At 65.6% G+C, this 22596-nt stretch carries 20 protein-coding genes; 11 read left to right on the top strand and 9 right to left on the bottom strand.

The window, feature by feature from the left end:
- The first annotated feature begins 6 nt into the window (after nucleotides 1-6).
- From ABIF91_RS18185 to ABIF91_RS18210, 6 genes are all read left to right on the top strand, one after another.
- A complete protein-coding gene (locus ABIF91_RS18185) occupies nucleotides 7-906 on the top strand; it encodes an ABC transporter permease (protein WP_028181878.1) in 900 nt (299 codons plus the stop codon).
- Between the two features lie 277 nt (nucleotides 907-1183).
- Complete coding sequence (locus ABIF91_RS18190) at nucleotides 1184-3016, top strand: dipeptide ABC transporter ATP-binding protein (RefSeq protein ID WP_424579292.1); 1833 nt, start codon at nucleotides 1184-1186, stop codon at nucleotides 3014-3016.
- A gap of 18 nt (nucleotides 3017-3034) precedes the next feature.
- Nucleotides 3035-3214 (top strand): DUF4089 domain-containing protein, encoded by a 180-nt coding sequence (locus ABIF91_RS18195; RefSeq protein ID WP_028182059.1) that lies wholly within the window; start codon nucleotides 3035-3037, stop codon nucleotides 3212-3214.
- 7 nt (nucleotides 3215-3221) lie between these two features.
- Nucleotides 3222-4520 (top strand): AtzE family amidohydrolase, encoded by a 1299-nt coding sequence (locus ABIF91_RS18200; RefSeq protein WP_245285570.1) that lies wholly within the window; start codon nucleotides 3222-3224, stop codon nucleotides 4518-4520.
- The gene (gene hpxZ, locus ABIF91_RS18205; RefSeq protein WP_028182058.1) at nucleotides 4496-4891 is read left to right on the top strand and encodes an oxalurate catabolism protein HpxZ; all 396 of its coding nucleotides are present in this window, start codon (nucleotides 4496-4498) and stop codon (nucleotides 4889-4891) included. Before ABIF91_RS18200 ends, hpxZ begins: the two co-directional genes overlap by 25 nt.
- Nucleotides 4888-5610 (top strand): GntR family transcriptional regulator, encoded by a 723-nt coding sequence (locus ABIF91_RS18210; RefSeq protein WP_028182057.1) that lies wholly within the window; start codon nucleotides 4888-4890, stop codon nucleotides 5608-5610. Before hpxZ ends, ABIF91_RS18210 begins: the two co-directional genes overlap by 4 nt.
- Nucleotides 5611-5790: 180 nt before the next feature.
- On the opposite strand, the gene atzF is transcribed toward ABIF91_RS18210, so the two are convergent.
- Together atzF and ABIF91_RS18220 are read right to left on the bottom strand one after the other, a co-directional pair.
- Complete coding sequence (gene atzF, locus ABIF91_RS18215; RefSeq protein ID WP_028182056.1) at nucleotides 5791-7596, bottom strand: allophanate hydrolase; 1806 nt, start codon at nucleotides 7594-7596, stop codon at nucleotides 5791-5793.
- Nucleotides 7597-7791: 195 nt separating this feature from the next.
- Entirely contained in the window at nucleotides 7792-8298 is a 507-nt protein-coding gene (locus tag ABIF91_RS18220; protein WP_028182055.1) for a MarR family winged helix-turn-helix transcriptional regulator, read from the bottom strand.
- A 150-nt stretch (nucleotides 8299-8448) separates the two neighbouring features.
- Between ABIF91_RS18220 and ABIF91_RS18225 the strand changes: the two genes are divergently transcribed.
- A complete protein-coding gene (locus tag ABIF91_RS18225; RefSeq protein WP_284283054.1) occupies nucleotides 8449-10305 on the top strand; it encodes a feruloyl-CoA synthase in 1857 nt (618 codons plus the stop codon).
- Between the two features lie 379 nt (nucleotides 10306-10684).
- On the opposite strand, the gene ABIF91_RS18230 is transcribed toward ABIF91_RS18225, so the two are convergent.
- A complete protein-coding gene (locus ABIF91_RS18230) occupies nucleotides 10685-11191 on the bottom strand; it encodes a MarR family winged helix-turn-helix transcriptional regulator (RefSeq protein WP_028179529.1) in 507 nt (168 codons plus the stop codon).
- Nucleotides 11192-11274: 83 nt separating this feature from the next.
- Here ABIF91_RS18230 and ABIF91_RS18235 point away from each other — a divergent pair, with 83 nt between their 5' ends.
- The 3 genes from ABIF91_RS18235 to ABIF91_RS18245 all read left to right on the top strand — a co-directional run bounded on the left by ABIF91_RS18235 (nucleotide 11275) and on the right by ABIF91_RS18245 (nucleotide 14090).
- Nucleotides 11275-12483: a cytochrome P450 gene (locus ABIF91_RS18235; RefSeq protein WP_028179528.1), complete on the top strand. Its 1209-nt coding sequence runs from the start codon at nucleotides 11275-11277 to the stop codon at nucleotides 12481-12483.
- Between the two features lie 10 nt (nucleotides 12484-12493).
- Nucleotides 12494-12817: a 2Fe-2S iron-sulfur cluster-binding protein gene (locus ABIF91_RS18240; protein WP_028179527.1), complete on the top strand. Its 324-nt coding sequence runs from the start codon at nucleotides 12494-12496 to the stop codon at nucleotides 12815-12817.
- 61 nt (nucleotides 12818-12878) lie between these two features.
- A complete protein-coding gene (locus ABIF91_RS18245; protein WP_028179526.1) occupies nucleotides 12879-14090 on the top strand; it encodes an ABC transporter substrate-binding protein in 1212 nt (403 codons plus the stop codon).
- A 160-nt stretch (nucleotides 14091-14250) separates the two neighbouring features.
- Here ABIF91_RS18245 and ABIF91_RS18250 read toward each other — a convergent pair whose 3' ends face one another.
- Nucleotides 14251-15516: an NAD(P)/FAD-dependent oxidoreductase gene (locus ABIF91_RS18250; protein ID WP_424579293.1), complete on the bottom strand. Its 1266-nt coding sequence runs from the start codon at nucleotides 15514-15516 to the stop codon at nucleotides 14251-14253.
- A 320-nt stretch (nucleotides 15517-15836) separates the two neighbouring features.
- Between ABIF91_RS18250 and ABIF91_RS18255 the strand changes: the two genes are divergently transcribed.
- Nucleotides 15837-17009, top strand: coding sequence for an ABC transporter substrate-binding protein (locus ABIF91_RS18255; RefSeq protein ID WP_028179524.1), 1173 nt, complete (start codon nucleotides 15837-15839; stop codon nucleotides 17007-17009).
- A gap of 347 nt (nucleotides 17010-17356) precedes the next feature.
- Here ABIF91_RS18255 and ABIF91_RS18260 read toward each other — a convergent pair whose 3' ends face one another.
- From ABIF91_RS18260 to ABIF91_RS18280, 5 genes are read right to left on the bottom strand one after another with little or no spacing between them, the layout of a single operon-like run.
- Nucleotides 17357-19228 (bottom strand): bifunctional sugar phosphate isomerase/epimerase/4-hydroxyphenylpyruvate dioxygenase family protein, encoded by a 1872-nt coding sequence (locus ABIF91_RS18260; protein WP_424579294.1) that lies wholly within the window; start codon nucleotides 19226-19228, stop codon nucleotides 17357-17359.
- Nucleotides 19225-19962, bottom strand: a complete 738-nt coding sequence (locus ABIF91_RS18265) for an ABC transporter ATP-binding protein (RefSeq protein WP_028179522.1) — start codon at nucleotides 19960-19962, stop codon at nucleotides 19225-19227. The genes ABIF91_RS18260 and ABIF91_RS18265 overlap by 4 nt, the downstream gene beginning before the upstream one ends.
- Before the next feature lie 11 nt (nucleotides 19963-19973).
- Nucleotides 19974-20717 carry an ABC transporter ATP-binding protein gene (locus ABIF91_RS18270; RefSeq protein WP_028179521.1) on the bottom strand — a complete coding sequence of 248 codons (744 nt, stop codon included), beginning with the start codon at nucleotides 20715-20717 and terminating at the stop codon, nucleotides 19974-19976.
- Nucleotides 20714-21712, bottom strand: coding sequence for a branched-chain amino acid ABC transporter permease (locus tag ABIF91_RS18275; RefSeq protein ID WP_424579295.1), 999 nt, complete (start codon nucleotides 21710-21712; stop codon nucleotides 20714-20716). The genes ABIF91_RS18270 and ABIF91_RS18275 overlap by 4 nt, the downstream gene beginning before the upstream one ends.
- Complete coding sequence (locus tag ABIF91_RS18280) at nucleotides 21709-22584, bottom strand: branched-chain amino acid ABC transporter permease (RefSeq protein WP_028179519.1); 876 nt, start codon at nucleotides 22582-22584, stop codon at nucleotides 21709-21711. Before ABIF91_RS18280 ends, ABIF91_RS18275 begins: the two co-directional genes overlap by 4 nt.
- Nucleotides 22585-22596: the final 12 nt, after the last annotated feature.

The raw sequence follows: 22596 nt of genomic DNA on the forward strand, positions 1-22596 counted from the left end.
AGGGTCATGAGCTCTGTTGCGCCTGCTGTTGAACCCGTTGGTCCTGCGCGAACGTCGGGCCTCGTCGCGATCCTCGAACAGACCCGTTATGTGCTCGGCGAGAACAAGGTCACGGGCTTTGCCTTCGCGCTGCTGATCCTGATCCTCGCCGCCGCGATATTCGGCCCCTATGTGGTGCCCTACGATCCGCTCGCCTCCGACACCGCGGCGGCCCTGAAGCCGCCGTCGGCGGCGCACTGGTTCGGCACCGACCAGCTCGGGCGCGACATTTTCAGCCGCGTCATCGTCGCAACCCGGCTCGACGTCTTCATCGCGGTCGCATCCGTCGCGCTGGTGTTCCTGATGGGCGGGCTCGCCGGCATCGCCGCCGGCTATTTCGGCGGCTGGACCGACCGTATTGTCGGGCGCATCGCCGACACCATCATGGCGTTCCCGCTGTTCGTGCTCGCGATGGGCATCGTCGCAGCGCTCGGCAACACCGTGCAGAACATCATTCTGGCCACCGCGATCGTGAATTTCCCGCTCTATGCCCGTGTCGCGCGTGCGGAGGCGAATGTGCGCCGCAACGCCGGCTTCGTGCAGGCCGCACGCCTCTCCGGTAACGGCGAATTTCGCATCCTCCTGGTGCACATTCTGCCGAACATCATGCCGATCATGATCGTGCAGATGTCGCTGACCATGGGCTATGCCATCCTCAACGCCGCCGGCCTGTCCTTCATCGGCCTCGGGGTCCGGCCGCCCACGGCCGAGTGGGGCATCATGGTCGCGGAGGGCGCCGGCTTCATGGTGTCAGGGGAATGGTGGATCGCGCTATTCCCCGGCCTCGCCCTGATGATCGCCGTGTTCTGCTTCAACCTCCTCGGCGACGGCCTGCGCGACATCGTCGATCCCCAGCGGAGGACGTGATGGTGATGGTCTCGTTCGGGTGTGTGCAGCGAAGCTGTGAGGAGGGCACTACTCTCTCATTCCCTCCCCCCTTGTGGGGGAGGGGCAGGGAGGGGGGTAGCCACGAACTCCGACCTCGCTTGGGGCTACCCCCCTCCCCAACCCTCCCCCACAAGGGGGGAGGGAGCCAGAGAGATGTGCCCACCTTACACATCTTCCGGTCTAAATTCCCCAATGAAATCAATCGCATTCTACTGTGCATGGGGTTGTTTTCGACCTTTTTGATGGGGAGGCCCTCGTGACTGCCCAGCCTCTGCTCGACGTCCAGGACCTCACCGTCGAGTTCACCACCCGTCGCGGCATCGTGAAAGCGGTGCAGCACGTCAACATCTCCGTCGCCAAGGGCGAGACGCTCGCCATCGTCGGCGAGTCCGGCTCCGGCAAGTCGGTGACCTCCTATGCCGTGATGCGCATCCTCGACCGCGCAGGACGGATCGCCGAGGGCTCGGTGATGTTCTCCGGCATCGACGTGAAGGCCGCGACCGAAGACCAGATGCGCGACCTGCGCGGCCGCGAGGTCTCGATGATCTTCCAGAATCCGCGCGCGGCGCTGAACCCGATCCGCAAAGTCGGCGACCAGATCGAGGACGTGCTGCGCACCCATGTGCAGCAGGCCCAGGTGGCCGATCACGGCGAGAAGGCGATCGAGGCGCTGGAGCAGGTCAAGATCGCCCGCCCGCGCGAGCGCTACCACGCCTATCCCTTCGAGCTCTCGGGCGGCATGTGCCAGCGCGTCGTCATCGCGCTCGCGCTCGCCTGCAATCCGCAGCTCCTGATCGCGGACGAGCCGACCACCGGCCTCGATGTCACCACGCAGAAGGCGGTGATGGACCTGATCGTCGAGCTGACCAGGCGCCGCGCGATGTCGACCATCCTGATCACGCACGACCTTGGCCTGGCCGCCGCCTATTGCGACCGCGTCGTCGTGATGGAGAAGGGCCGCGTGGTCGAGACCGCGAAAGCCGCCGACATCTTCGCCAATCCGCAGCACCCCTACACCAAGAAGCTGATGCGCGCGACGCCGCGGCTCGGCGTGAGCCTGCGCGATCTGCTGCCGGAAGATGAACCCGCGGCGGCGGCTCCCATCGCCTCTCCCCGCACGCGGGGAGAGGCCGACGCGCAAAGCGCGGCGGGTGAGGGGAACTCTCTAGGCATCGTGCTCGCGGAGAGTCCCTCTCACCCCGACCCTCTCAGCGCGAGCGAAGCTCGTCGCGACCCCGCAAGCAGGGAGAGCGAGAAGGCACCCCTCCTCCTCGTCGACAAGCTGGTCAAGGAATATCCCCGCCAGGGCGCGACCGCCGTGCTCGGAAAGCTGTTCGGCCGCAAGCCGCCGGTCGAGCCCGACGTGTTCCGCGCCGTCGACGGCATCAGCTTCTCGATCGGCCATGGCGAGAGCGTCGGCCTCGTCGGCGAATCCGGCTGCGGCAAATCGACCACGTCGATGATGGTGATGCGGCTGCTCGACCAGACCTCCGGCCTGATCAAGTTCGACGGCGAGGACATCGGTGCCATCCAGCCGGCATCGTTTGCCCGGCTGCCGCAGCGCAGCCGCATCCAGATGGTGTTCCAGGATCCGACCGACAGCCTCAACCCGCGCTTCACCGCCGCGCGCGCCATCGCCGACCCGATCATGCATGATATCAAGGGGCGCGACGCGCTCCGCGCCCGCTGCGAGGAACTGGCCACCATGGTCGGCCTGCCGCACAATCTGCTCGACCGCTTCCCGCACCAATTGTCCGGCGGCCAGAAGGCCCGCGTCGGCATCGCCCGGGCGATCGCCCTGCATCCCAAGCTCGTCATTCTCGATGAGCCGACGGCGGCGCTGGACGTCTCGGTGCAGGCCGTGGTGCTCAATCTGCTGCAGGACCTCAAGGCGCGGCTAGGTATGAGCTATCTGTTCGTCTCGCATGATTTGAATGTGGTGCGCTTGTTGTGCGATCGTGTCATTGTCATGCGGACGGGTCGAATCGTCGAGGAAGGCTCTTCCGAGCAGGTCTTGAGCGATCCGCAGGATGACTACACCAAGGAACTGCTGACGGCGATCCCGCATCCGCCGTTGCCGGTGCATTGAGATCAGCTTGAGAGAGTGATGGCCGAACCGCTGGACGACTATATCGACGCCGTATCGAAAGCGCTGGCGCTGCCGGTCGAGGAGGCCTGGAGGCCCGCGGTGCGCGCCAACCTCGAGGTCTCGCTGCGGCTCGCCCGCCTCGTCGACGAATTCGCGCTGCCGGACGAGACCGAGCCGGCGCCGGTTTTTACGGCCTGACGCCGCCATGACCACCAAGCCAGAGATGATGGCCTCGGGAATCGCGAGTGCGGTTGCGGGCGGCAAGATGTCCGCGCTCGATGCCACCGAAGCCGCGCTTACGCGCATCAAGCAGCACGACGGCGTCCTCAACGCCTTCACCGACGTCACCGCCGATCGTGCCCGCGCCAAGGCCCGCGCGATCGACGCCGATATCGCCGCGGGCAAGCCCGTCGGCCCGCTCGCTGGCGTGCCGTTCGCGGTGAAGAACCTGTTCGACGTTTCCGGCCTGCCGACCCGTGCAGGCTCGAAGATCAACCGCGATCGCGCGCCTGCGACGCGCGATGCGGCGCTGATCGAGCGGATGGAAGCCGCCGGCGCCGTTCTCGTCGGCGCGCTCAACATGGGCGAATACGCCTACGACTTCACCGGCGAGAACATCCACGACGGCCCCTCGCGCAATCCGCACGACACCACGCGGATGAGCGGCGGTTCGTCGGGCGGCTCGGGCAGCGCCGTCGGCGGCGCGCTGGTGCCGCTCGCGCTCGGCTCGGACACCAACGGCTCGATCCGCGTGCCGTCCTCGTTCTGCGGCATCTTTGGCCTGAAGCCGACCTACGGCCGGCTGTCGCGGGCGCGGTCGTTCCCGTTCGTGGCGAGCCTCGATCATCTCGGTCCGTTCGCGCGCTCCGTCACCGATCTCGCGCTCGCCTATGACGTGATGCAGGGCCCGGATGCCGACGATGCCGCCTGCACGACGCGTGGGCTGGAACCGACGCTGCCGCTGCTCGCCAATCCGGTCTCGGATCTGCGCATCGCCGTTGCCGGCGGTCACTTCCAGAAGAACGTGTTTCCGGAGGCCGTCGAAGCCGTCAGCCGCGTCGCCAAGGCGCTCGGTGCGACCAAAATCGTCGATGTCGCCGAAGCCTCGCGCGCCCGCGCGGCGGCCTATGTCATCACCACCACCGAGGGCGCATCTCTCCACCTCGATCGCCTGCGCAAGCGGCCGAACGATTTCGATCCCGCGGTGCGCGACCGGCTGATCGCAGGCGCGATGGTGCCGGCCTCGCTGGTCGATCGCGCTCAGCGTCGAGCTGCCGGTGCGCGCCAATATCGGCATCCACACCCAGCCGATCTCATTCATCGGCCTGCCGGTCGTTGCGGTGCCGGTGCCGCTCGAGCCGCTGCCGATCGGCGTGCAGATCATCTGTGCGCCCTGGCGCGAGGACATCGCGCTGCGCGTCGCGCACGCATTGGAGAAGATGGGCGTCGCTGCTGCGCCCGCGCCAAGAGGATTCTGAGATGGAGATCGATCTCCCCGAGGTGATCGCGGAAGTCAAAGCCGCGTTCGATCGCTATGAGCAGGCCCTCGTCAGCAACGACGTCGCCGTGCTCGGCGAACTCTTTCGCAACGATCCCCGCACGCTGCGCTACGGCATCGGCGAGAACCTCTATGGTTATGAGGCCATCTCCGGCTTCCGCGCCGCACGCTCGCCGGTCGGGTTGAACCGGCGCACCGCAAGGACGGTGATCACCAGCTACGGCCGCGACACGGCCGTGGCCTCCACCTTGTTCTATCGCGACACGGCGCCCGGCAAGGTCGGCCGGCAGATGCAGACGTGGATTCGCTTCCCGGAGGGCTGGCGCGTCGTCGCGGCTCATGTCAGCATCATCGACGAGCCGAAAGAGACCGTATGACGCTTGATGATCTTCCGCGGGGAATATTGCCGGCCGAGCCGGTGGTGCCCCGCGTCGACCGGGCACTGCCATCGATGCAGAAGGTCACGCGTGCCGAGGAGCTGCGGCTTCAACTTGCCGACGAGATCGTGCGCGGAATGCTGGCGCCGGGCTCTCCGCTGGACGAGACCGACATCGCACGGCGCTTCAACGTCTCGCGCACACCGGTCCGCGAGGCGCTGCGCCAACTGGTGGCGAGCGGGCTGGTCGAGGCACGGCCTCATCGCGGCGCGGTGGTGGCGCAGCCATCCGTCGAGCGGCTGAAAGGCATGTTCGAGGCGATGGCGGAGCTCGAGGCGTTGTGCGCAGGCCTTGCCGCCGAACGCATGTCGGCGGCCGAGCGTCACGGCCTGGAGGCCATCCACGAGGAGCTGCGGGTGCTGAGCTACACCGGCAATCCCGAGCGTTTCCACGAAGTCAACGAGCGCTTCCACAACGCGATCTACGCCGGTTCGCAGAACGGTTACATCGCCGAGATCACGCTCGCCACCCGCGTCCGGGTGCAGCCGTTTCGACGCGCCCAGTTCCGCAATCTCGGCCGCCTCGCCAAGTCGCATGCCGAGCACGACCGCGTCGTCGTCGCCATCATGCGCGGCGACAAGCAAGGTGCCGCAGCGGCGATGCGCGCGCATATCGAATTGGTGCGCGGGGAGTACGAGATCTACGCGGTGTCGGTGTAAGCCGACGTCCGCCGCCACACCCTCGGTGTCGTCCCGCGAACGCGGGGACCCATAACCACAGGGAGTAGTGCGAGGCAAAGCTCCCACTCCGAGTCTTCCTAAAACCACTCCCTGTGGGTATGGGTCCCGGATCGGCGCTCCGCTACGCTGCGCTTGTCCGGGACGACAGCGGAGTGAAATTCACCCCGTCGCGGCTTCCGCCATAAACTTCCGCCATCCCCCATACGCTGTGATGTCGCGGGCCTCGCCCAACACCTCCGGCTCGACGAGAAAACCCTTCATGCTGCGGCCATCCGCAAGCCTGATCGTGCCGATCGCCATCGGCGCTGGAATCGCGTCGACGAACCTGCCGAAGGCGGACGGCGACAGTGACCAGATTTCCAGCTCGATCGACGCGCCCTTGCCGGCCTCGACGCGCAGCAGGCCCGGCTTCGGCGGCGTGGTCTTCAGCGCATAGAGCTTGTAGTCCGGCGCAGTCTTCGTCGCCTCGATCAGCTTTCCGTTCAACGCTGTCAACTCACCGTTCAATGCCATGCCGGAGAGATGCGCGCCGACCACCGCGATCGGAATCTCGTCGCCGCTGCTGGCCGGCAGCGGCGGGAGCGGCGCTTGCGCCGTGCCCTTTGCGCCGAGGCTCAGCCGGGTATCCGCATGGAAGACGCGGCCGATGCTGGCGAGCAGCGCATCGCGTCCTGCGGGCGCGAGCAGTGTAATGCCGAACGGAATGCCGTCGCTGCGCATCGATGCGGGTATGGCGAGGCCGCAGAGGTCGAGCAGGTTGACGAAATTGGTGTAGGTGCCGAGACGGCTGTTGAGCTCGATCGGATTGGCGAGCACCTGTGCGGTCGTGTAGGCCGTCGGTGCCGTCGGCAACACCAGCGCGTCGATATTGGTGAACGTCCGCTCGGCGGTCTTGCGCAGCCCTTGCAGGCGATAGAGCGCCGAGAAGGTTTCCGCCGCGGTCAGCCGGGCGCCGGCGGCGGTGATCTCTCGCGTCACGGGATGGATCGTGTCGGGCGCGGATGCGAGCAGGTCCTTGATCACGAGATAACGCTCGGCGACCCAGGGACCCTCATAGAGCAGGCGCGCCGTCTCGTAGAACGGCTCGAGGTCGAACTCGACCAATGTCGCGCCAAGCGCAGTCCATCGCTTCAGTGCATCGCCGTAAGCGGCTTCCGCTTTCTTGTCGCCGAAGAAGATCAGCTGCCCCTTGCGCGGCACGCCCAGGCGCAAGTTTGCCGGCAACCGCGTGATCGCGCCAAGCGGCCGGTCGCGCGAGAACGGATCGGCCTGGTCCGGTCCCGCCATCACCGACAGCGCGAGGGCGGCGTCGTCCACCGTCAGTGCGAACACCGAGATGCAGTCGAGCGTGCGGCAGGCCGGCACCAGACCCGCGGTCGAGATCATGCCGAGGCTCGGCTTCAGCCCGACGACGTTGTTGAGCATCGCCGGCACGCGGCCGGAGCCGGCGGTGTCGGTGCCGAGCGACAGCGGCACGAGCCCCGCGCCGACGGCGACCGCCGAGCCCGAGCTCGAGCCGCCGGGAATGAGGTCCTCGCGGATTGAGTTCTTGGGAATGCCGTAAGGCGAACGGACGCCGACGAGGCCGGTTGCGAACTGGTCGAGATTGGTCTTGCCGATGATGATGGCGCCGGCGGCGCGCAGGCGCTCCACGGCGGTCGAATCGTGCGCCGGCGTGTACGAGAAGGCCGGGCAAGCGGCCGTGGTCGGAAAGCCCAGCGCGTCGATATTGTCCTTCACCGCGACCGGCACGCCATAGAGCGGCAGACTGGCGGCATCTTTCGTGGCGAGACGTTCAGCCTCCGCGATCGCGTCCTTCTCGTCGCGCAGGCTGATGAACACGGCGGGGTCATTGTGGTCGCGGATGCGCTGATAGGCCCGCGCGACCGTCTGCGCCGGCGTCAGCGTGCCCGCGCGGTGCGCAGCCACAATCGCGGCGATCGTTTCAGGCTGCTCAGCCCCCATGGCGACAAAACTCCGGCAACATGTCCTCACCCGGAGTGAAGCAAGCGATGTGCCATTGTGTACATTATCCGGGCAGGATGATTGCTTCGGATACTATCGTGCGATCAGTGGGTTGGGGGATATTTCAGCAGGGGTGTGAGCGGACGCGTCAGCGACCCGTGACGTGCATCTGCCTAAATAATAGGCAATTCGAGATCAGGTGAAGCCGGCGAGGATCCGGAGCAGGTGCGCCCTGTTCTCCCTGCCGATCTTCGCCTCGATGTGCCGCTCGTGCTCGGCCGCGAGCCGCTTGAACTTCGCCAGCGCGGTCTCGCCCGGCGCGGTGAGGTGCAGCGCATGCGAGCGCCGGTCCTCCTTCGACTTGGTCCGCTTCACCAGCTTGCGCTGCTCGAGGCTGTCGAGCAGGTGCACCAGCCGGGCGCGCTCGATGCCGAGGCGCTTGGCCACCGCCATCTGCGACAGGCCCGGATTGGCGCCGATCACCGTCAGCACCGAATATTGCGTCGGCCGGATGTCGACCTCGCCGAGCGTCTTGATGAAGTCCTGAAAGATCCAGATCTGGAAGCGCCGCACCGCATAGCCGGCATGGCCGGCCAGTGCGTCGAGGCCGACATCATCGGCGGCATCGCGAGGTGCCGCGCCGTTGCCGGCGCGCTTGCGTGGGGTGGGGCGGCTGTCGGCCCGGGCTGCGCTGGCTGTCACGTCGGTCTCTCCTGTCGCGCAACCCTAGCGCCTCGCGGCTCCGAGAGAAAGATTGTTGTTGACGACAACAATTGCCATGCCCAACATTATGGCCAAAGCGGCCCGGACGAGGCTGCGGCCGATCCCATATCCGGGCGGAGGAGGAAACACATGACAGTCGCCCCAGATGGTGACGTTGCAGGCCTGTTCGCAACACCAAGGACGATCGCAGAGCAACGCGCCGACGGCAGCATCGTGCTGCGATCGCTCGATCCGTTGCGCGATGGCGCACGTTGCGTCGGCGACTGGCTGGAGCAATGGGCGCGGCGAACGCCGGATGCGATCTTCCTGGCCGAACGCGGCAATGTCGAAGCGCCCTGGACCACCGTCACCTATGCCCAGGCGCTGCGGAAGGTGCGCGCCGCCGCATCCTGGATTCTGGGGCAGGGTCTTTGCGCAGAGCGCCCGCTCGCGATCCTTTCCGACAACAGCATCGATCATGCGCTGTTCGCGCTTGCCGCCCAGCATGTGGGCGTGCCCTCGGCCGCGATCTCGCCCGCCTATTCGCTGATGTCGAGAGACTTCGACAAGCTCAGGAGCATGATTGCGCTGCTCGAGCCGGGCGCGATCTACGTCTCCGCGACCAAGCCATTCGCGGCAGCGCTGGCAGCTATCGAGCCGCTGCACCAGGCGCAGATCATCAGTGGCAATGCCGATGACGATGGCGCACTCGCCTTCCGCACCGTTGCGGCAACGCCCGAGACGCCCGACGTCGCAAGGGCCTTCGCCGCGCTCACGCCGGACACGGTCGCGAAACTCCTGTTCACGTCAGGCTCGACCGGCACGCCCAAGGCGGTCATCAACACCCAGCGCATGCTGACCTCCAGTCAGCAAGCCAAGGCGCAGACCTGGACCTTTCTCGACGAGGGCCCCGGCAATCTCGTCATCCTCGACTGGCTGCCCTGGAGCCACACCTTCGGCGCCAACCACAATTTCAACCTCGTGCTGCGCAATGGCGGCTCGCTCTATATCGACGGCGGCAAGCCTGCCCCCGGTCTGTTCGCGACGTCGCTCGCCAATCTGAAGAGCGTGATGCCGACGGTCTATTTCAACGTGCCGCGCGGCTTCGACATGCTGATCGCGTCGCTGCGCAGCGACGGGGAACTGCGCCGCCGCTTCTTCGGCGAGGTGAAATTCGCCTTCTATGCCGGCGCCGCGCTGCCGCAGAATCTCTGGGATGCCCTGGAGCAGCTTTCCATCGAGACCGTCGGCCGTGCGCTGCCGATGGTCTCGGCCTGGGGCTCGACCGAAACCTCGCCGCTCGCCACCGACTGTCATTTCCTCGCCGAACGCTCCGGCAACATCGGTGTGCCCATTCCCGGCACCGAGCTGAAACTGGTCACCTCCGGCGACAAGCTGGAGGTGAGGGTGCGCGGCCCCAACGTCACGCCCGGCTATTGGAAGGCGCCGGAGCTGACCAGGCAGGCGTTCGACGAGGAGGGCTTCTATCTGATCGGAGATGCCGTGAAGCTTGCCGATGCGAGCAGGCCCGAGCGTGGCCTGTTCTTCGACGGCCGCGTCGCGGAAGATTTCAAGCTCAACTCCGGCACCTGGGTCAGTGTCGGCACGTTGCGCGTTGCCGGCATCGCCGCGCTGGCGCCGCTCGCGCAGGACATCGTCGTCACCGGTCATGGCGGGGACGAGGTGCGCTTCCTGGTGTTTCCGAACATCGCGGCCTGTCGCGCCCATGCCGGGCTGCCCGAGACGGCGGCTGTGAACGACGTGCTGGCGCACGACAAGGTCAGGACCGCGATCGCGCAGGGCCTGGCAAAGCTGAAACAGCAGAGCGGCAACTCCTCGGGCCACGCCACGCGTGCGCTGCTGCTCGCTGAGCCGGCTTCCGTCGACGGCGGCGAGATCACCGACAAGGGTTACATCAACCAGCGCGCCGTGCTGACGCGCCGTGCCGATGCAGTGGCGCGGCTGAATGACGATACGTCGGGCGAGTGGATCGGCTGCGCCGGCTAGCGTGCTGTTACCGCGCGTACTTCTCTCGTGCCCCGGACGCAGCGCAGCACGCAAGTGATGCGCTGCTGAGCCGGGGCCCATTCTTCACGCAGGTTGCTAATCTGGTCCCGGCTCTGCGCCGCGTCATTTCACGCCGCGTCGCGTCCGGGACACGAGAGCGGGGTTAGGCGGACCAAATAGGCCAGCAACCCTGCTGCAACATTCTGCTGATTCTTTTGTTGCCTAAGCAACTAATTTGTGCGAACCGTTCCAGACTAGGACGACGGCGGACGAACCGCTGCGTCTAATTCTGGAGGAAACAATGCGCGGCAGACATGGTGCCGTCGGCAAACGCGGGCGCATGCCTGGGGATGGAAGAGGGTCCCTGTTGCGGGGCCTGTCAGACCTCGGTGCTGCCGGTCACCGCGCCGAGATTTTCGTGCAGCCGGCGCAGCAGTTCGATCAGCACCTCGCGCTCGTCCTTGCTGAGGCAGGACAACAGGCGCCGCTCTCGTTCGAACGCAGCGACGATCACCTTGTCGTGGGTGGCGCGGCCCCTCGTCGTCAGCGAGATCGAATGGGTGCGGCCGTCGTTCGGATCGGTGCGGATCGAGACCAGCCCGCGCTTCTCCAGTCCCGCGAGCGTCCGGCTCACCGGGCCCTTGTCGAAGCCGATGACGTGGCAGATTCGCGAGGCGGGGATGCCGGGTTCGATCGCCAGCAGCGACATGATCCTCCATTCCGTGACGTTGACGCCGAACCGCTTCTGATAGAACGCGGTCGCGCTGTTCGAAAGCTTGTTGGCGATGAAGGTGATGAACGCCGGGACGTAGCGGTCGAGATCGAGCGTCGGTCCCACATCCGTGGGCGCGGGCTTCTGGCGGACTCTGGTCGAGGACGGCGGCATATCGGGTTTCTGACTCGCGGCGGGCCCGCTGAACTAAGGGCATGCGCTCCCCTTTCACAAGATCAAAATGAGGGAGGTCTTCCATGACCGCATCTGGCCCCGCTGGATCAGGCATTCCACATCTCGACGTCGACCCCTTCGACATGCAGTTTTTTGCCGACCCCTACCCCACGCATGAGCTGCTGCGGGAAGCGGGCCCCGTGGTCTATCTCGACAAATGGAACGTGTACGCCGTCGCGCGCTACGCCGAGGTCCATGCCGTTCTCAATGATCCCGCGACCTTCTGCTCAAGCCGCGGCGTCGGGCTGTCCGACTTCAAGAAGGAGACGCCATGGCGGCCGCCGAGCCTGATCCTCGAGGCCGATCCGCCGGCGCATACCCGCACCCGCGCGGTGCTGTCAAAGGTGCTGTCGCCCACCGTGATGAAGCAGGTCCGCGATCGCTTTGCCGCAGCGGCCGAGGCGCGGGTTGATGCGCTGCTGGAGAAGCGCAGCTTCGATGCGATCACGGATCTTGCGGAGGCCTATCCGATCTCGATCTTTCCGGATGCGCTCGGCCTGAAGCCGGAGGGGCGGGAGCATCTGATTCCCTATGCCAGCGTGGTGTTCAACGCCTTCGGTCCACCCAACCAGTTGCGCCACGAAGCGATCGAACGCTCGGCACCGCACCAGGCCTATGTCGCCGAGCAGTGCCAGCGCGAGAACCTGGCGCCCGGCGGCTTTGGGGCCTGCATTCATGCGCAGGTCGACGAAGGCGCTATCACCGCGACCGAAGCGCCTCTCCTGGTCCGCTCGCTTCTGTCGGCCGGTCTTGACACCACCGTCAACGGCATCGGGGCCGCGGTCTATTGTCTCGCGCGCTTCCCGGATCAATGGCAGCGCCTGCGCGAGGACCTCACGCTCGCGCGCGGCGCCTTCGAGGAAGCTGTGCGCTTCGAAAGTCCGGTGCAGACCTTCTTCCGCACCACCGCGCGTGATGTCGAGCTCTCCGGCGCGCGGATCGCCGAGGGCGAGAAGGTGCTGATGTTCCTCGCCGCAGCCAATCGCGATCCCCGTCGCTGGGACAAGCCGGACAGCTACGACATCACCCGTCGCACCTCCGGCCATGTCGGCTTCGGTTCCGGCATCCACATGTGCGTCGGCCAGCTCGTCGCCCGCCTCGAAGGCGAGGTGATGCTGACGGCGCTGGCCCGGCGCATCGCAAAGATCGAGATCACCGGCGAGCCGAAGCGCCGCTTCAACAACACGCTGCGCGGGCTCGACAGCCTGCCTGTCACCATCACCCCGGCCTGACGAGGAGCTCATGCCCGCCATCACCTTCATCCATCCCGACGGCAAGTCCGACCGCGTCGAGACCGGCGACGGCGAGAGTGCCATGCAGGCCGCGACCCGCCACGGCCTCGACGGCATTCTGGCCGAATGCGGCGGCAATGCCATGTGTGCGACCTGCCACGTCTACGTCGATGACAGCTGGCTCGCGCGCCTGCGTGACATGGCGGATGACGAGGATGCGCTGCTCGACGGTACCGCGAGCGAGCGACTGCCGAACAGCCGGCTGTCCTGCCAGATCAAGATCACGCCCGCACTCGATGGGCTCGTGCTGAGGCTGCCCGAACGGCAGGTCTGATTTTTTCTCGAACGCGCCGGCATCGACCGGCGCGGCAATCGATCCAACAGGGGAGGGAATGATGAAACGTCTGAAGTGGACGCTCGCGCTGGCTGCGAGCCTGGCAACCGGCGCCGCAAGCGCCCAGATATCGGACAATGTCGTGCGCGTCGGCGTGCTCAACGACATCTCCGGCATCTTCCAGGACACCAACGGCATGGGCTCGGTCGAGGCCGCGCGCATGGCGGCGGAGGATTTCAACGGCGGCGGCAAGGGCATCAAGGTCGAGATCGTCTATGCCGATCACCAGAACAAGGCCGACGTCGGCAACGCCATCGCCCGCAAATGGCTCGATGTCGAGGGCGTCGATGCCATCGTCGACGTACCGAACTCGGCGGTCGGCCTCTCCATCAATGCCCTGCTTCGCGACAGCCGCATGACGTTCCTGGCATCCTCGACCGCAAGCTCGGATCTCACCGGCAAGGCCTGCTCGCCCAACACCATCCAATGGGTCAATGACGCCTGGGCAACCGGCAACACTACGGCGGCCGCAATGATGTCGCGCGGCGGCAAGGACTGGTATTTCCTCACGGTGGACTATGCGCTCGGCAAGGGTATCGAGGCGGAGGCGCAGAAATACATCGAAGGACACGGCGGCAAGGTGCTCGGCTCCTCGAAGCACCCGCTCGGCACTTCCGATTTCGCGTCCTTCCTGTTGCAGGCGCAAAGCTCCAAGGCGCAGGTGATCGGGCTTGCCAATGCCGGCGGCGACACCATCAACGCAGTAAAGCAGGCGGCCGAGTTCGGCATCCAGCAGAGCGGCCAGAAGCTCGTCGCCTTCCTGCTCTTCATCAACGACATCCACGGCATGGGCATCAAGGTCGCGCAAGGCCTCCAGCTCATGGAAGCCTTTTACTGGGACATGAACGACGACACCCGCGCGTTCGCAAAACGCTTTGCCGCGCGCCCAGGCATGAACGGCAAGATGCCGAGCGGCAACCAGGCCGGCGTCTATGCCTCAACGCTCGCCTATCTCAATGCGGTCGCAGCCACCGGCAGCGACAATGCCAGGAACGTCGTGCCCGAGATGAAGAAGTTCAGAGGCAAGGACAAGCTCTTCGGCGACACCACGATCCGCCAGGACGGCCGCGTCGTGCACCCCATGTACCTGTTCGAGGTGAAGAAGCCGGAGGAGTCGAAATATCCGTATGATTACTACAAGCTGGTCTCGACGATTCCGGCCGAGCAGGCGTTCCGTCCGCTGGCGGAAGGCGGATGTGCGCTGGTGAAGTAGAAAATGAATGGTCTCGTGCCCCGGACGCGGTGCAGCGCGAAGCGTTGCGCCGCAGAGCCGGGGCCCACCGCTTCTGATCCCGGCTCTGCGTCGCGTCACACCGGACGATGCTTTGCATCGCCGGGACATGCCGCGCCGCGTCCGGGACGCGAGAACAGTCTCACCCCACGACCTTGCTGCTTCCCTGCGTGATCAACCGCGCGGCACGCTGATCTCGCGCGTAGATCCAGAGCCAGCTGAGCGCGACGCTGAGGCGGTGGCGCAGGCCGATCAGGAAGTAGATGTGGGCGATGCCCCAAATCCACCATGCGATGGCTCCGCGCAGCTTGATGCGGCCGAAATCGATCACCGCCAAGCGCTTGCCGATCTGCGCGAGGCTGCCGGCATGCTTGTAGCGGAACGGGCCCGTCGCAGCGCCGCGCAGGCGTGCCTTGATGGTCTCGGCGACGTGGCGGCCCTGCTGCTTGGCGGCCGGTGCGATGCCGGGCACCGGCTTGCCGTTCCAGGCGTTGATGCTGACGGTGTCCCCGATCGCAAAGATCTCGGGATGGCCAGGAATGGTGAGGTCGGCTTCGACCTGCACGCGCCCGGCGCGGTCGCTGGGGGCGCCCAGCCATTCGGCCGCGGGCGAAGCCCGCACGCCGGCGGCCCAGATTCTGGTCTTCGCCTCGAGCAGCTTGCCGCCGAACACCACGCCCTCGCGATTGATCTCGGTGACGGCCTGGCCGAGCACGACCTCGACGCCGATCTTTTCCAATGAGGCCTGGGCATAGGCCGAGAGGTCGTCGGGAAATCCCGCGAGCACGCGCGGGCCCGCCTCGATCAGCACCACGCGCGCCTTGTGCGTGTCGATATTGCGGAAATCGCCGGGCAGGGTGTGATGCGTCATCTCGGCGATGGTACCGGCGAGCTCGACGCCGGTCGGGCCGGCCCCGACGATGACGAAGGTCAGCCGCGCCGCGCGCTTCTCCGGATCAGTCTCGCGCTCGGCGCGTTCGAACGCCACCAGGATGTGCCGGCGTAGCGTGGTCGCATCCTCCAGCGTCTTCAGGCCGGGCGCAAATTGCTCCCACTCGTCGTGGCCAAAATAGGCGTGCCGCGCACCGGTGGCGAGCACCAGCGTGTCGTAGGGCACCTCGCTGCCGTCGTCGATCAGCACGCAGCGACGTGCCGTGTCGACGCCGCTCACGGTGGCAAACAGCGTCGTCACCTCGCGGCGATCGCGCATGAGATGGCGGATCGGCCAGGCGATCTCGCTGGTTGCGAGCGAGGCGGTCGCGACCTGGTAGAGCAGCGGCTGGAACAGATGATGATTGCGGCGGTCGATCAGCGTGATCTCGACCGGCGCGCCCGCAAGGCGGTGGGTCGCTTCCAGCCCGCCGAAGCCGGCGCCGACGATGACGACGCGATGGGGATTTGCGGCCATGATTGCACCCTCGAATCTCGCTGCTGCTCACCTTCATTTAAGTGCGGATTCGGCGCCGCGGTCCAATAGCCGTCATCAATCGCCGCATAGGCCTGATGTATCGATCTGGCGCGAAAAAGCGCCGCAGCCCCGGACCGGCCCTGGGCCGGCCTCGGCCGAAGTGAGTAGAACTATATTTCTTGCCATCGCCGATTGAGGCGAAATATGGTGCAGGGCGGGTGCTGAGCCATTGGCGGCTCGACGGATTTTGCGTTCAATAGAAACAGGCTTGGAGCGGCGATCACCCCGTTTCCGGGACCGATAATATGGAGGGAGTGGTTATGAGGACGGCATTTTGGCTGGCGGGCGCAGCGGCGCTGGTGCTGGCAAATCAGGCATTCGCCGGCGACACCATCAAGATTGGCTTCGTCTCGACGTTCAGCGGCCCGACCGCCGTGATCGGCAACGACATGCGCAATTCCTTCGAGCTCGCGCTCGATCATCTCGGACGCAAGATGGACGGCAAGCCGGTCGAGGTGATCTACGAGGACGACGGGCAGAAGCCCGACGTCGGCAAGCAGAAGACCGAGAAACTGGTGCAGTCGGACAAGGTCGACTTCATCGTCGGCTATATCTGGTCCAACGTGCTGCTCGCCTCGCTGAAGACCGCGGTGGATTCGAAGACCTTCCTGATCTCGGCCAATGCCGGTCCGTCGCAGCTCGCGGGCGAGCTGTGCTCGCCTTACGTGTTCTCGACCTCCTGGCAGAACGACCAGACCCCGCAGGCGGTCGGCACCTACATGAACCAGAAGGGCGTCAAGTCGGTGTTCCTGATCGGCCCGAACTACGCCGCCGGCAAGGACATGCTGGCCGGCGTCAAGAGCACGTTCAAGGGCCAGGTCGTGGGTGAGGAATACACGGTGTGGCCGAGCCAGCTCGACTTCTCCGCCGAGCTCTCCAAGGCGCGCGCCTCCGGCGCGGAGTCGATCTTCGTGTTCTATCCAGGTGCTGCGGGCGTGCAATTCCTGAATCAATATGCGCAGGCCGGGCTGAAGAGCACGATGCCGCTCTACACCGCCTTCACCATCGACGAGCTCTCGCTGCCGCTCCAGAAGGAGAACGCGCTCGGGGTGCCCGGCGCGCAGCAATGGGTCAACGACCTCCCCAACGAGCAGAACAAGCGCTTCGTCGCCGACTACCGCAAGAAGTATACCGGCCTGCGCCCGACCTTCTACGGTGCGCAGTCCTATGACGCCGCGAACCTGATCAACAGCGCCGTCGTCGCCGTGAACGGTGACTCCTCGAAGAAGGACGAGATGAAGGCCGAGATGGAGAAGGCCAACTTCAAGTCGGTGCGCGGTGCGTTCAAGTTCGGCAACAATCACATCCCGATCCAGAACTTCTACCTGCAGGACGTGGTCAAGGATTCCGAAGGCCAGCTCGCGCTGAAGACCGTCGCCACCATCGTCGAGAACGACCAGGATCGCTTCCACGACAAGTGCAAGATGAAGTAGCCACAAGCGACGTTGCACCTTCTCCCCTTGTGGGAGAAGGTGGCGCGCAGCGCCGGATGAGGGGTTGCTTCCGCGTATTCAGAAGCAAGAGGTTTGCATGCGGAGAGAGACCCCTCACCCGTCTCGCCGCTGTCGCGGCGAGCCACCCGCTCCCACAAGGGCAGGGCTATCGCATATGAGACGTGGCTATGGGTACCGACTGTTTCCACAGCGTCATGGCCGGGCTTGTCCCGGCCATCCACGCCTTTCCACGCAGCACAAAGAACGTGGATGCCCGGGACAAGCCCGGGCATGACGACCTCTGCAATATTCAAATGCGATTGCCCTGCCCACAGGGGGAAGGGTCATCACACCCGCGGCATGCTGGCGGGGCGCACTTCGCGGGACTGCGCTGCGAGCCTGATGCCGGCGTTGGCCGCGCCAAATCCCCGGTAATTCCTGCGCTCGACGATCTCGAAGAAGAACCGTTCGTCGAAGATGTGGGTGTAGACCTGGAAGAATTCGCCGTCGCCCTCGCGGTCGTAGAGGATGTGGTTGGCGCGCAGCTGCGCCATCAGTTCGGGAGCGAGGTCGTACTTGGCTTCGATATCGTCGTAGTAGTTCTCGGGGATATCCAGGAAGTCCGCACCGCGCTTGCGCATCGCGGCAACGGTCGCAAAGATATCCCGGCATGCGAACGCGATGTGCTGCACGCCCGAGCCGAAGAATTCTGAAATGAAGCGCGCCGGCAGCGTCCGGTTGGCGGAAGAGCCGTTGAGCACGAAACGCAGGCTTTCGTCGTCGTTGATGATGGCCTGGCTCTGCACGAGGCCTCTGGGGTCGACGATCTCCATCTGCGGCAGCCGCTTCAGATCGAGGATGCCGGTGTAGAACAACAGCCAGGACAGCATCTCGTCATAGGGCATCGACTGCGCGATGTGGTCGACGGCGAGCAGCGCGTCCGTACTTGCATCGCCCGTGACAGGTTCGAAATCGGTGTCCCAGTTCTTGCCGGCCTGATCCAGGAAATAGAGCAGGCTGCCGCCGACGCCGTGGATCGCGGGAATTTCCAGCTCGTCCGGCCCGACCGGCTGGTAGAAGGTGCGCGCCTTCAGCGTCTCGGCGCGCTGCATGGCGAGGCCGGCATTGTCGACATCGAGCGCAATCGCGCAGACGCCGGGACCATGGGTGACGTAGTGCGAATGGGCAAAGCCGTCGGTCTCGCAATTGATGACGAGCTCGACCTTGCCCTGCGACCAGCGCTCGACCGCCTTGCTGCGATGCCGGCCGGTCTTGCGGAAACCGAGTTGCGAAAACAGGCGGCCGAGTTCGCTCGCCTTGGTCTCGTTGATGGCGAACTCGATGAAGCCGGTGCCGCGACTTCTGGCTTTCGGTGCCAGCGGCTCGCCGGCAAGCTTCGGCCAGTCCGGTGCGAGCTGGTCCTCCAGCAGGATCAGCGAGCGCAGCCCGTCGATCGCAGTCTGCGCCGCCGAGCCGGCGCGGAACTGGTCGTTGAAGATCTCCAGCGACAACGGCCCGGCGTAACCGGTCGCCGCAATCGCGGCCATGAAGTCGGCGACCGGCAGGTCGCCCTGGCCGGGGAAGGAGCGGAAATGCCGGCTCCAGGAGAGAATGTCGAGCTCGAGCTTCGGCGCGTCCGCAAGCTGCACCAGAAAGATCTTGTCGCCGGGGATCGAAGCGATCGTGCGGGTCGGAAAGTCCGGCGCCAGGGCGTGAAAACTGTCGAGGATGACGCCGATCGCGGGATGATCGGCGCGGCGCACGATCTCCCAGGCGTCGCGATAGTCGTTGACATGGCGGCCCCAGGCCAGCGCTTCGTAGCCGACGCGCAAGCCGCGCCTGGCGGCGCGCTCGCCAAGTTCGCGAAAATCGTTCGCAGCGCGGTCGATGCCGCCGAGCGAGGCGGGCGACACGTTGGAGCAGATCAGCAAGAGGTCGGTGCCGAGCTCCTGCATCAGATCGAACTTGCGCATCGCGCGTGCGAAATTGCGCGTGCGCTGGGGCTCCGGCATGCCTTCGAAATCGCGGAACGGCTGGAACGCGCAGATCTCGACATTGAGATCGCGGCAGAGCTTTGCGATGTCGCGCGGGCCTGCGCCGAACGACAGCAGATCGTTCTCGAAAATCTCGACCGCGTCGAAGCCTGCAGCTGCAATGGCGCGGAGCTTCTCGTCGAGGGCACCGGAGAGGGAGACCGTTGCGATCGAGCGCTTGTTCATGCCGCGCTCTCCTCCATAGCCCCACCGAGGAAGAGCTGGCCGATGCGCGGGTCATTCAGGATGCGCTTTGCGTCATCGACCATGCGGGTCTGGCCGAGCTCGAGCACGATGCCGATATCGGAGATCTCGAGCGCCGAGCGGGCGTTCTGCTCGATCATCAGGATCGTGACGCCGCGGTCACGCAGGCTCTTGAGGATATCGAAGGTCTGCTGCGCCATCAGCGGCGACAGGCCGATCGAGGGTTCGTCGACCAGCACGAGTTTCGGCTCGAGCAGCAGCGAGCGGGCAATCTCGAGCTGCTTCTGCTCGCCGCCCGACAGCGTCGAGGCCTGCTGCGTAGACTTGCGACGCAGCGCGGGGAAGAGGTCGAGCGCGGCCTCGATCCGCCTGGGCAGGTCGAGGCCCTTGTCGGCGGCGACGCCGCCGAGCTCGATATTGTGGCGCACCGATAGCTCGGGAAAGATGTTGCGCCCCTGCGGCACGTAGCAGATGCCGGCGTTGAGCAGCGCGCGCTGGCTCAAATTCGTGACATCGCGACCCGCGAAGTTGATCTTGCCCTCGCGCAGCCTGAGCAGGCCGAAGATCGCCTTGAACACGGTCGATTTACCGGCGCCGTTCGGGCCGATGATGGTGGTGATGGTCGCCTGCGGCACGGCGAAGGTCGTGCCGTTCAGGATCGTCATCTTGCCGTAGCCGCCGACGAGATTGTGAACCGAGAGGATCGGATCGCTCATGGCTCGCTCTCCTAATGTCCGAGATAGGCGTCGATCACGGCGGGGTTCTTGCGCACCTCGTCCGGCCGGCCCGTCGCCAGCACTTTGCCCTCCGCCATCACCATCACGCGCGAGCACAGCGACATCACGAACTCCATGTTATGCTCGATCACGACGAAGGTGGCCTTCTTCTCGCGATTGATCGCGACCAGCCGGTCCTTGAGATCCGCCAGCATCGACGGGTTGACGCCGCCGGCGGGCTCGTCGAGCAGCACCAGGCGTGGTCCGCCCATGAAGGCCATGGCGGCATCGAGCAGCTTCTGCTGGCCATAGGAGAGTCCACCGGCCGGCTCGTCGGCGAGATGATCGAGCTTGAAGAAGCCGATCATCTGGTTGGCGGCGTCGGTCAGACCAGCATCGGAGCGGCCGACCAGGCGCGAGGCCATGTTGCCCTGGTGCTCCTGCCCGGCGAGGATCAGGTTCTCGCGCACCGAGAGCTTTGGGAACACCTGCAGCAGCTGGAAGGTGCGGCTCACCCCGAGCTTGTTGAGCTCGGACGGACGCAGGCCGGTGACGACCCGCCCGTCAAGCTTCACTTCGCCGCCGCTCGGGGTGAGCTGGCCGAGGATGCAGTTGAACAGGGTCGACTTGCCGCAGCCGTTCGGGCCGATCAGGCCGAGGATCTCGCCCTCGCGCACGTCGAACGAGACGCCGCCGACGGCGCTGATGCCGCCGAAGTTCTTCTTGATATCGGTGACTTCGAGGACCGCACTCATTGCGCCGTCTCCAGGCGGGATTTCGCGACGGCGCGCAGCGCGGAGGCCGCCTTGGTACGGCGTTCGGCGAGATAGCGGTCGAGGATTCCCAGAATGCCCGTCGGCGACCAGATCAGCAGCAGTATCACGGCGACGGCGTAAAGCATCAGATAATAGCCTTCGGTGAAGCGCAGCCATTCCGGCAGCAGCACCGCGATCATGGCGCCGAGGAAGGGGCCGAAATAGAACTCGGCGCCGCCGACGATCACCATCATCAGCAGGTCGAGCGAGAGCGACAGGTTGAACGGAACAGGGTCGATATATTGCGTCAGCGGCGCATAGAGCGCACCGGCGACGCCGCCGAGCGCCGAGCCGATCGCGAACGCCATCAGCGTGTAGCGCCGTGTGTCGATGCCAAGCGATTGCGCGCGTAGCGGATTCTCGCGCAGTGCCATGAAGGCGCGGCCCCACGGCGAGCGGATCAGCCACCACACCGCGAGCGACACGATCGCGAGCGAGCCGAGGCAGACATAGTAGAAAGGCAGCGGCTTGTTGGTCGCGAACCCGAGAACGTGCGGCCGCGGAATGTTGGAAATGCCGTAGATGCCGCCGGTGAGCCAGCTCTCGTTGCGGAATACCAGGAAGGCCAAGGTCGAGAAGGCGAGCGTGACGAAGGCGAGGTAGTGGTGCTGCACGCGCAGCGCTGGATAGCCGAGCACCCAGCCGACCGCGAAGCTGAGGACGATCGCGACCACGATCGCCGCCGGCAGGGGCCAACCATGCGTCGTCATGATCGCCGCCGCATAGGCGCCGATGCCGACGAAGGCGCCCTGCGTCAGCGAGACCTGGCCGGCATAGCCGAGCGTGAGGTTGAGGCCCATCGCGGCGATGCTCATCACCGCCCATTGGCTGAGGATGAACAGGCCGTAGCGGTTGAAGTTCATGGGGACGATGATCAGGCCGGCGATGACGGCAAGGCCAAGCGCGATCTTCAGGGGTTTGGCGAAGCCGCTCATACGGTGCGCTCCTCGGCGCGGCCAAGCAAGCCCTGCGGCCGTAACAGGATGACGATGATCAGGAAGAGCATCGGCACGGCGGCGCGATACTGGGTCGAGACGTAGGCGGCCGCGAGATTGTCGAGCACGCCGATCAGGAGGCCGCCGGCGATCGCGCCGCGTACCTGGTTGAAGCCGCCGACGATCGCGGCGATGAAGGCGGCCTGGCCCAGGACCTCGCCGGAGGAGAATTTTGCGAGGTAAATCGGCGTGATCAAGAGCGAAGCCAGCGCGACCAGGAAGGCGTTGATCAGGAAGGTCAACAGGATCATGCGCTCGACCGGGACGCCGATGATGCGCGCCACCGTCGGGTTCTGCGCCGCAGCCTGCATCTGGTGCCCGAGCGAGGTGCGGTTGAGCAGCGTCGTCAGTCCAAGCACGGCGAGGATGGCGACGACGAGCACGCCGATGCTCTGCAGCGAGACGGCGTGGCCGAGGATGGAGATGTCGCCGGTCGGCACGATCGAGGGGAAGGGCGAGGCTTCCGCGCTGTAGAACTGCTTGACGGCCTCCTTGATGCCGATCGCGAGCGCCATCGTTGCAATCGCCAGCGGCAGCACGCCATGGCGCATCATCGGGTCGACCAGAAGCAGCTTGAAGGCGAGGCCGAGCAGGATCATCGAGAGCAGGATTCCGAGGATGATGGCGAGCCAGAACGGCGCGCCCACATGCATCGCCGCCAGCATCAGGAACGCCGGCAGCATCACGAACTCGCCTTGCGCGAAATTGATGGTCTGCGAGGTCTGCCACAATAGCGTGAAGCCGACCGCGACCAGCGCGTAGATCGCGCCAGTGGCAAGTCCCGCGACCAGAAGATCGAACAGGTTGGACATTGTTCCCTCTTT

Origin of the sequence: Bradyrhizobium sp. USDA 241 (assembly GCF_049739505.1) — a bacterium.
GTDB lineage: Bacteria > Pseudomonadota > Alphaproteobacteria > Rhizobiales > Xanthobacteraceae > Bradyrhizobium > Bradyrhizobium liaoningense.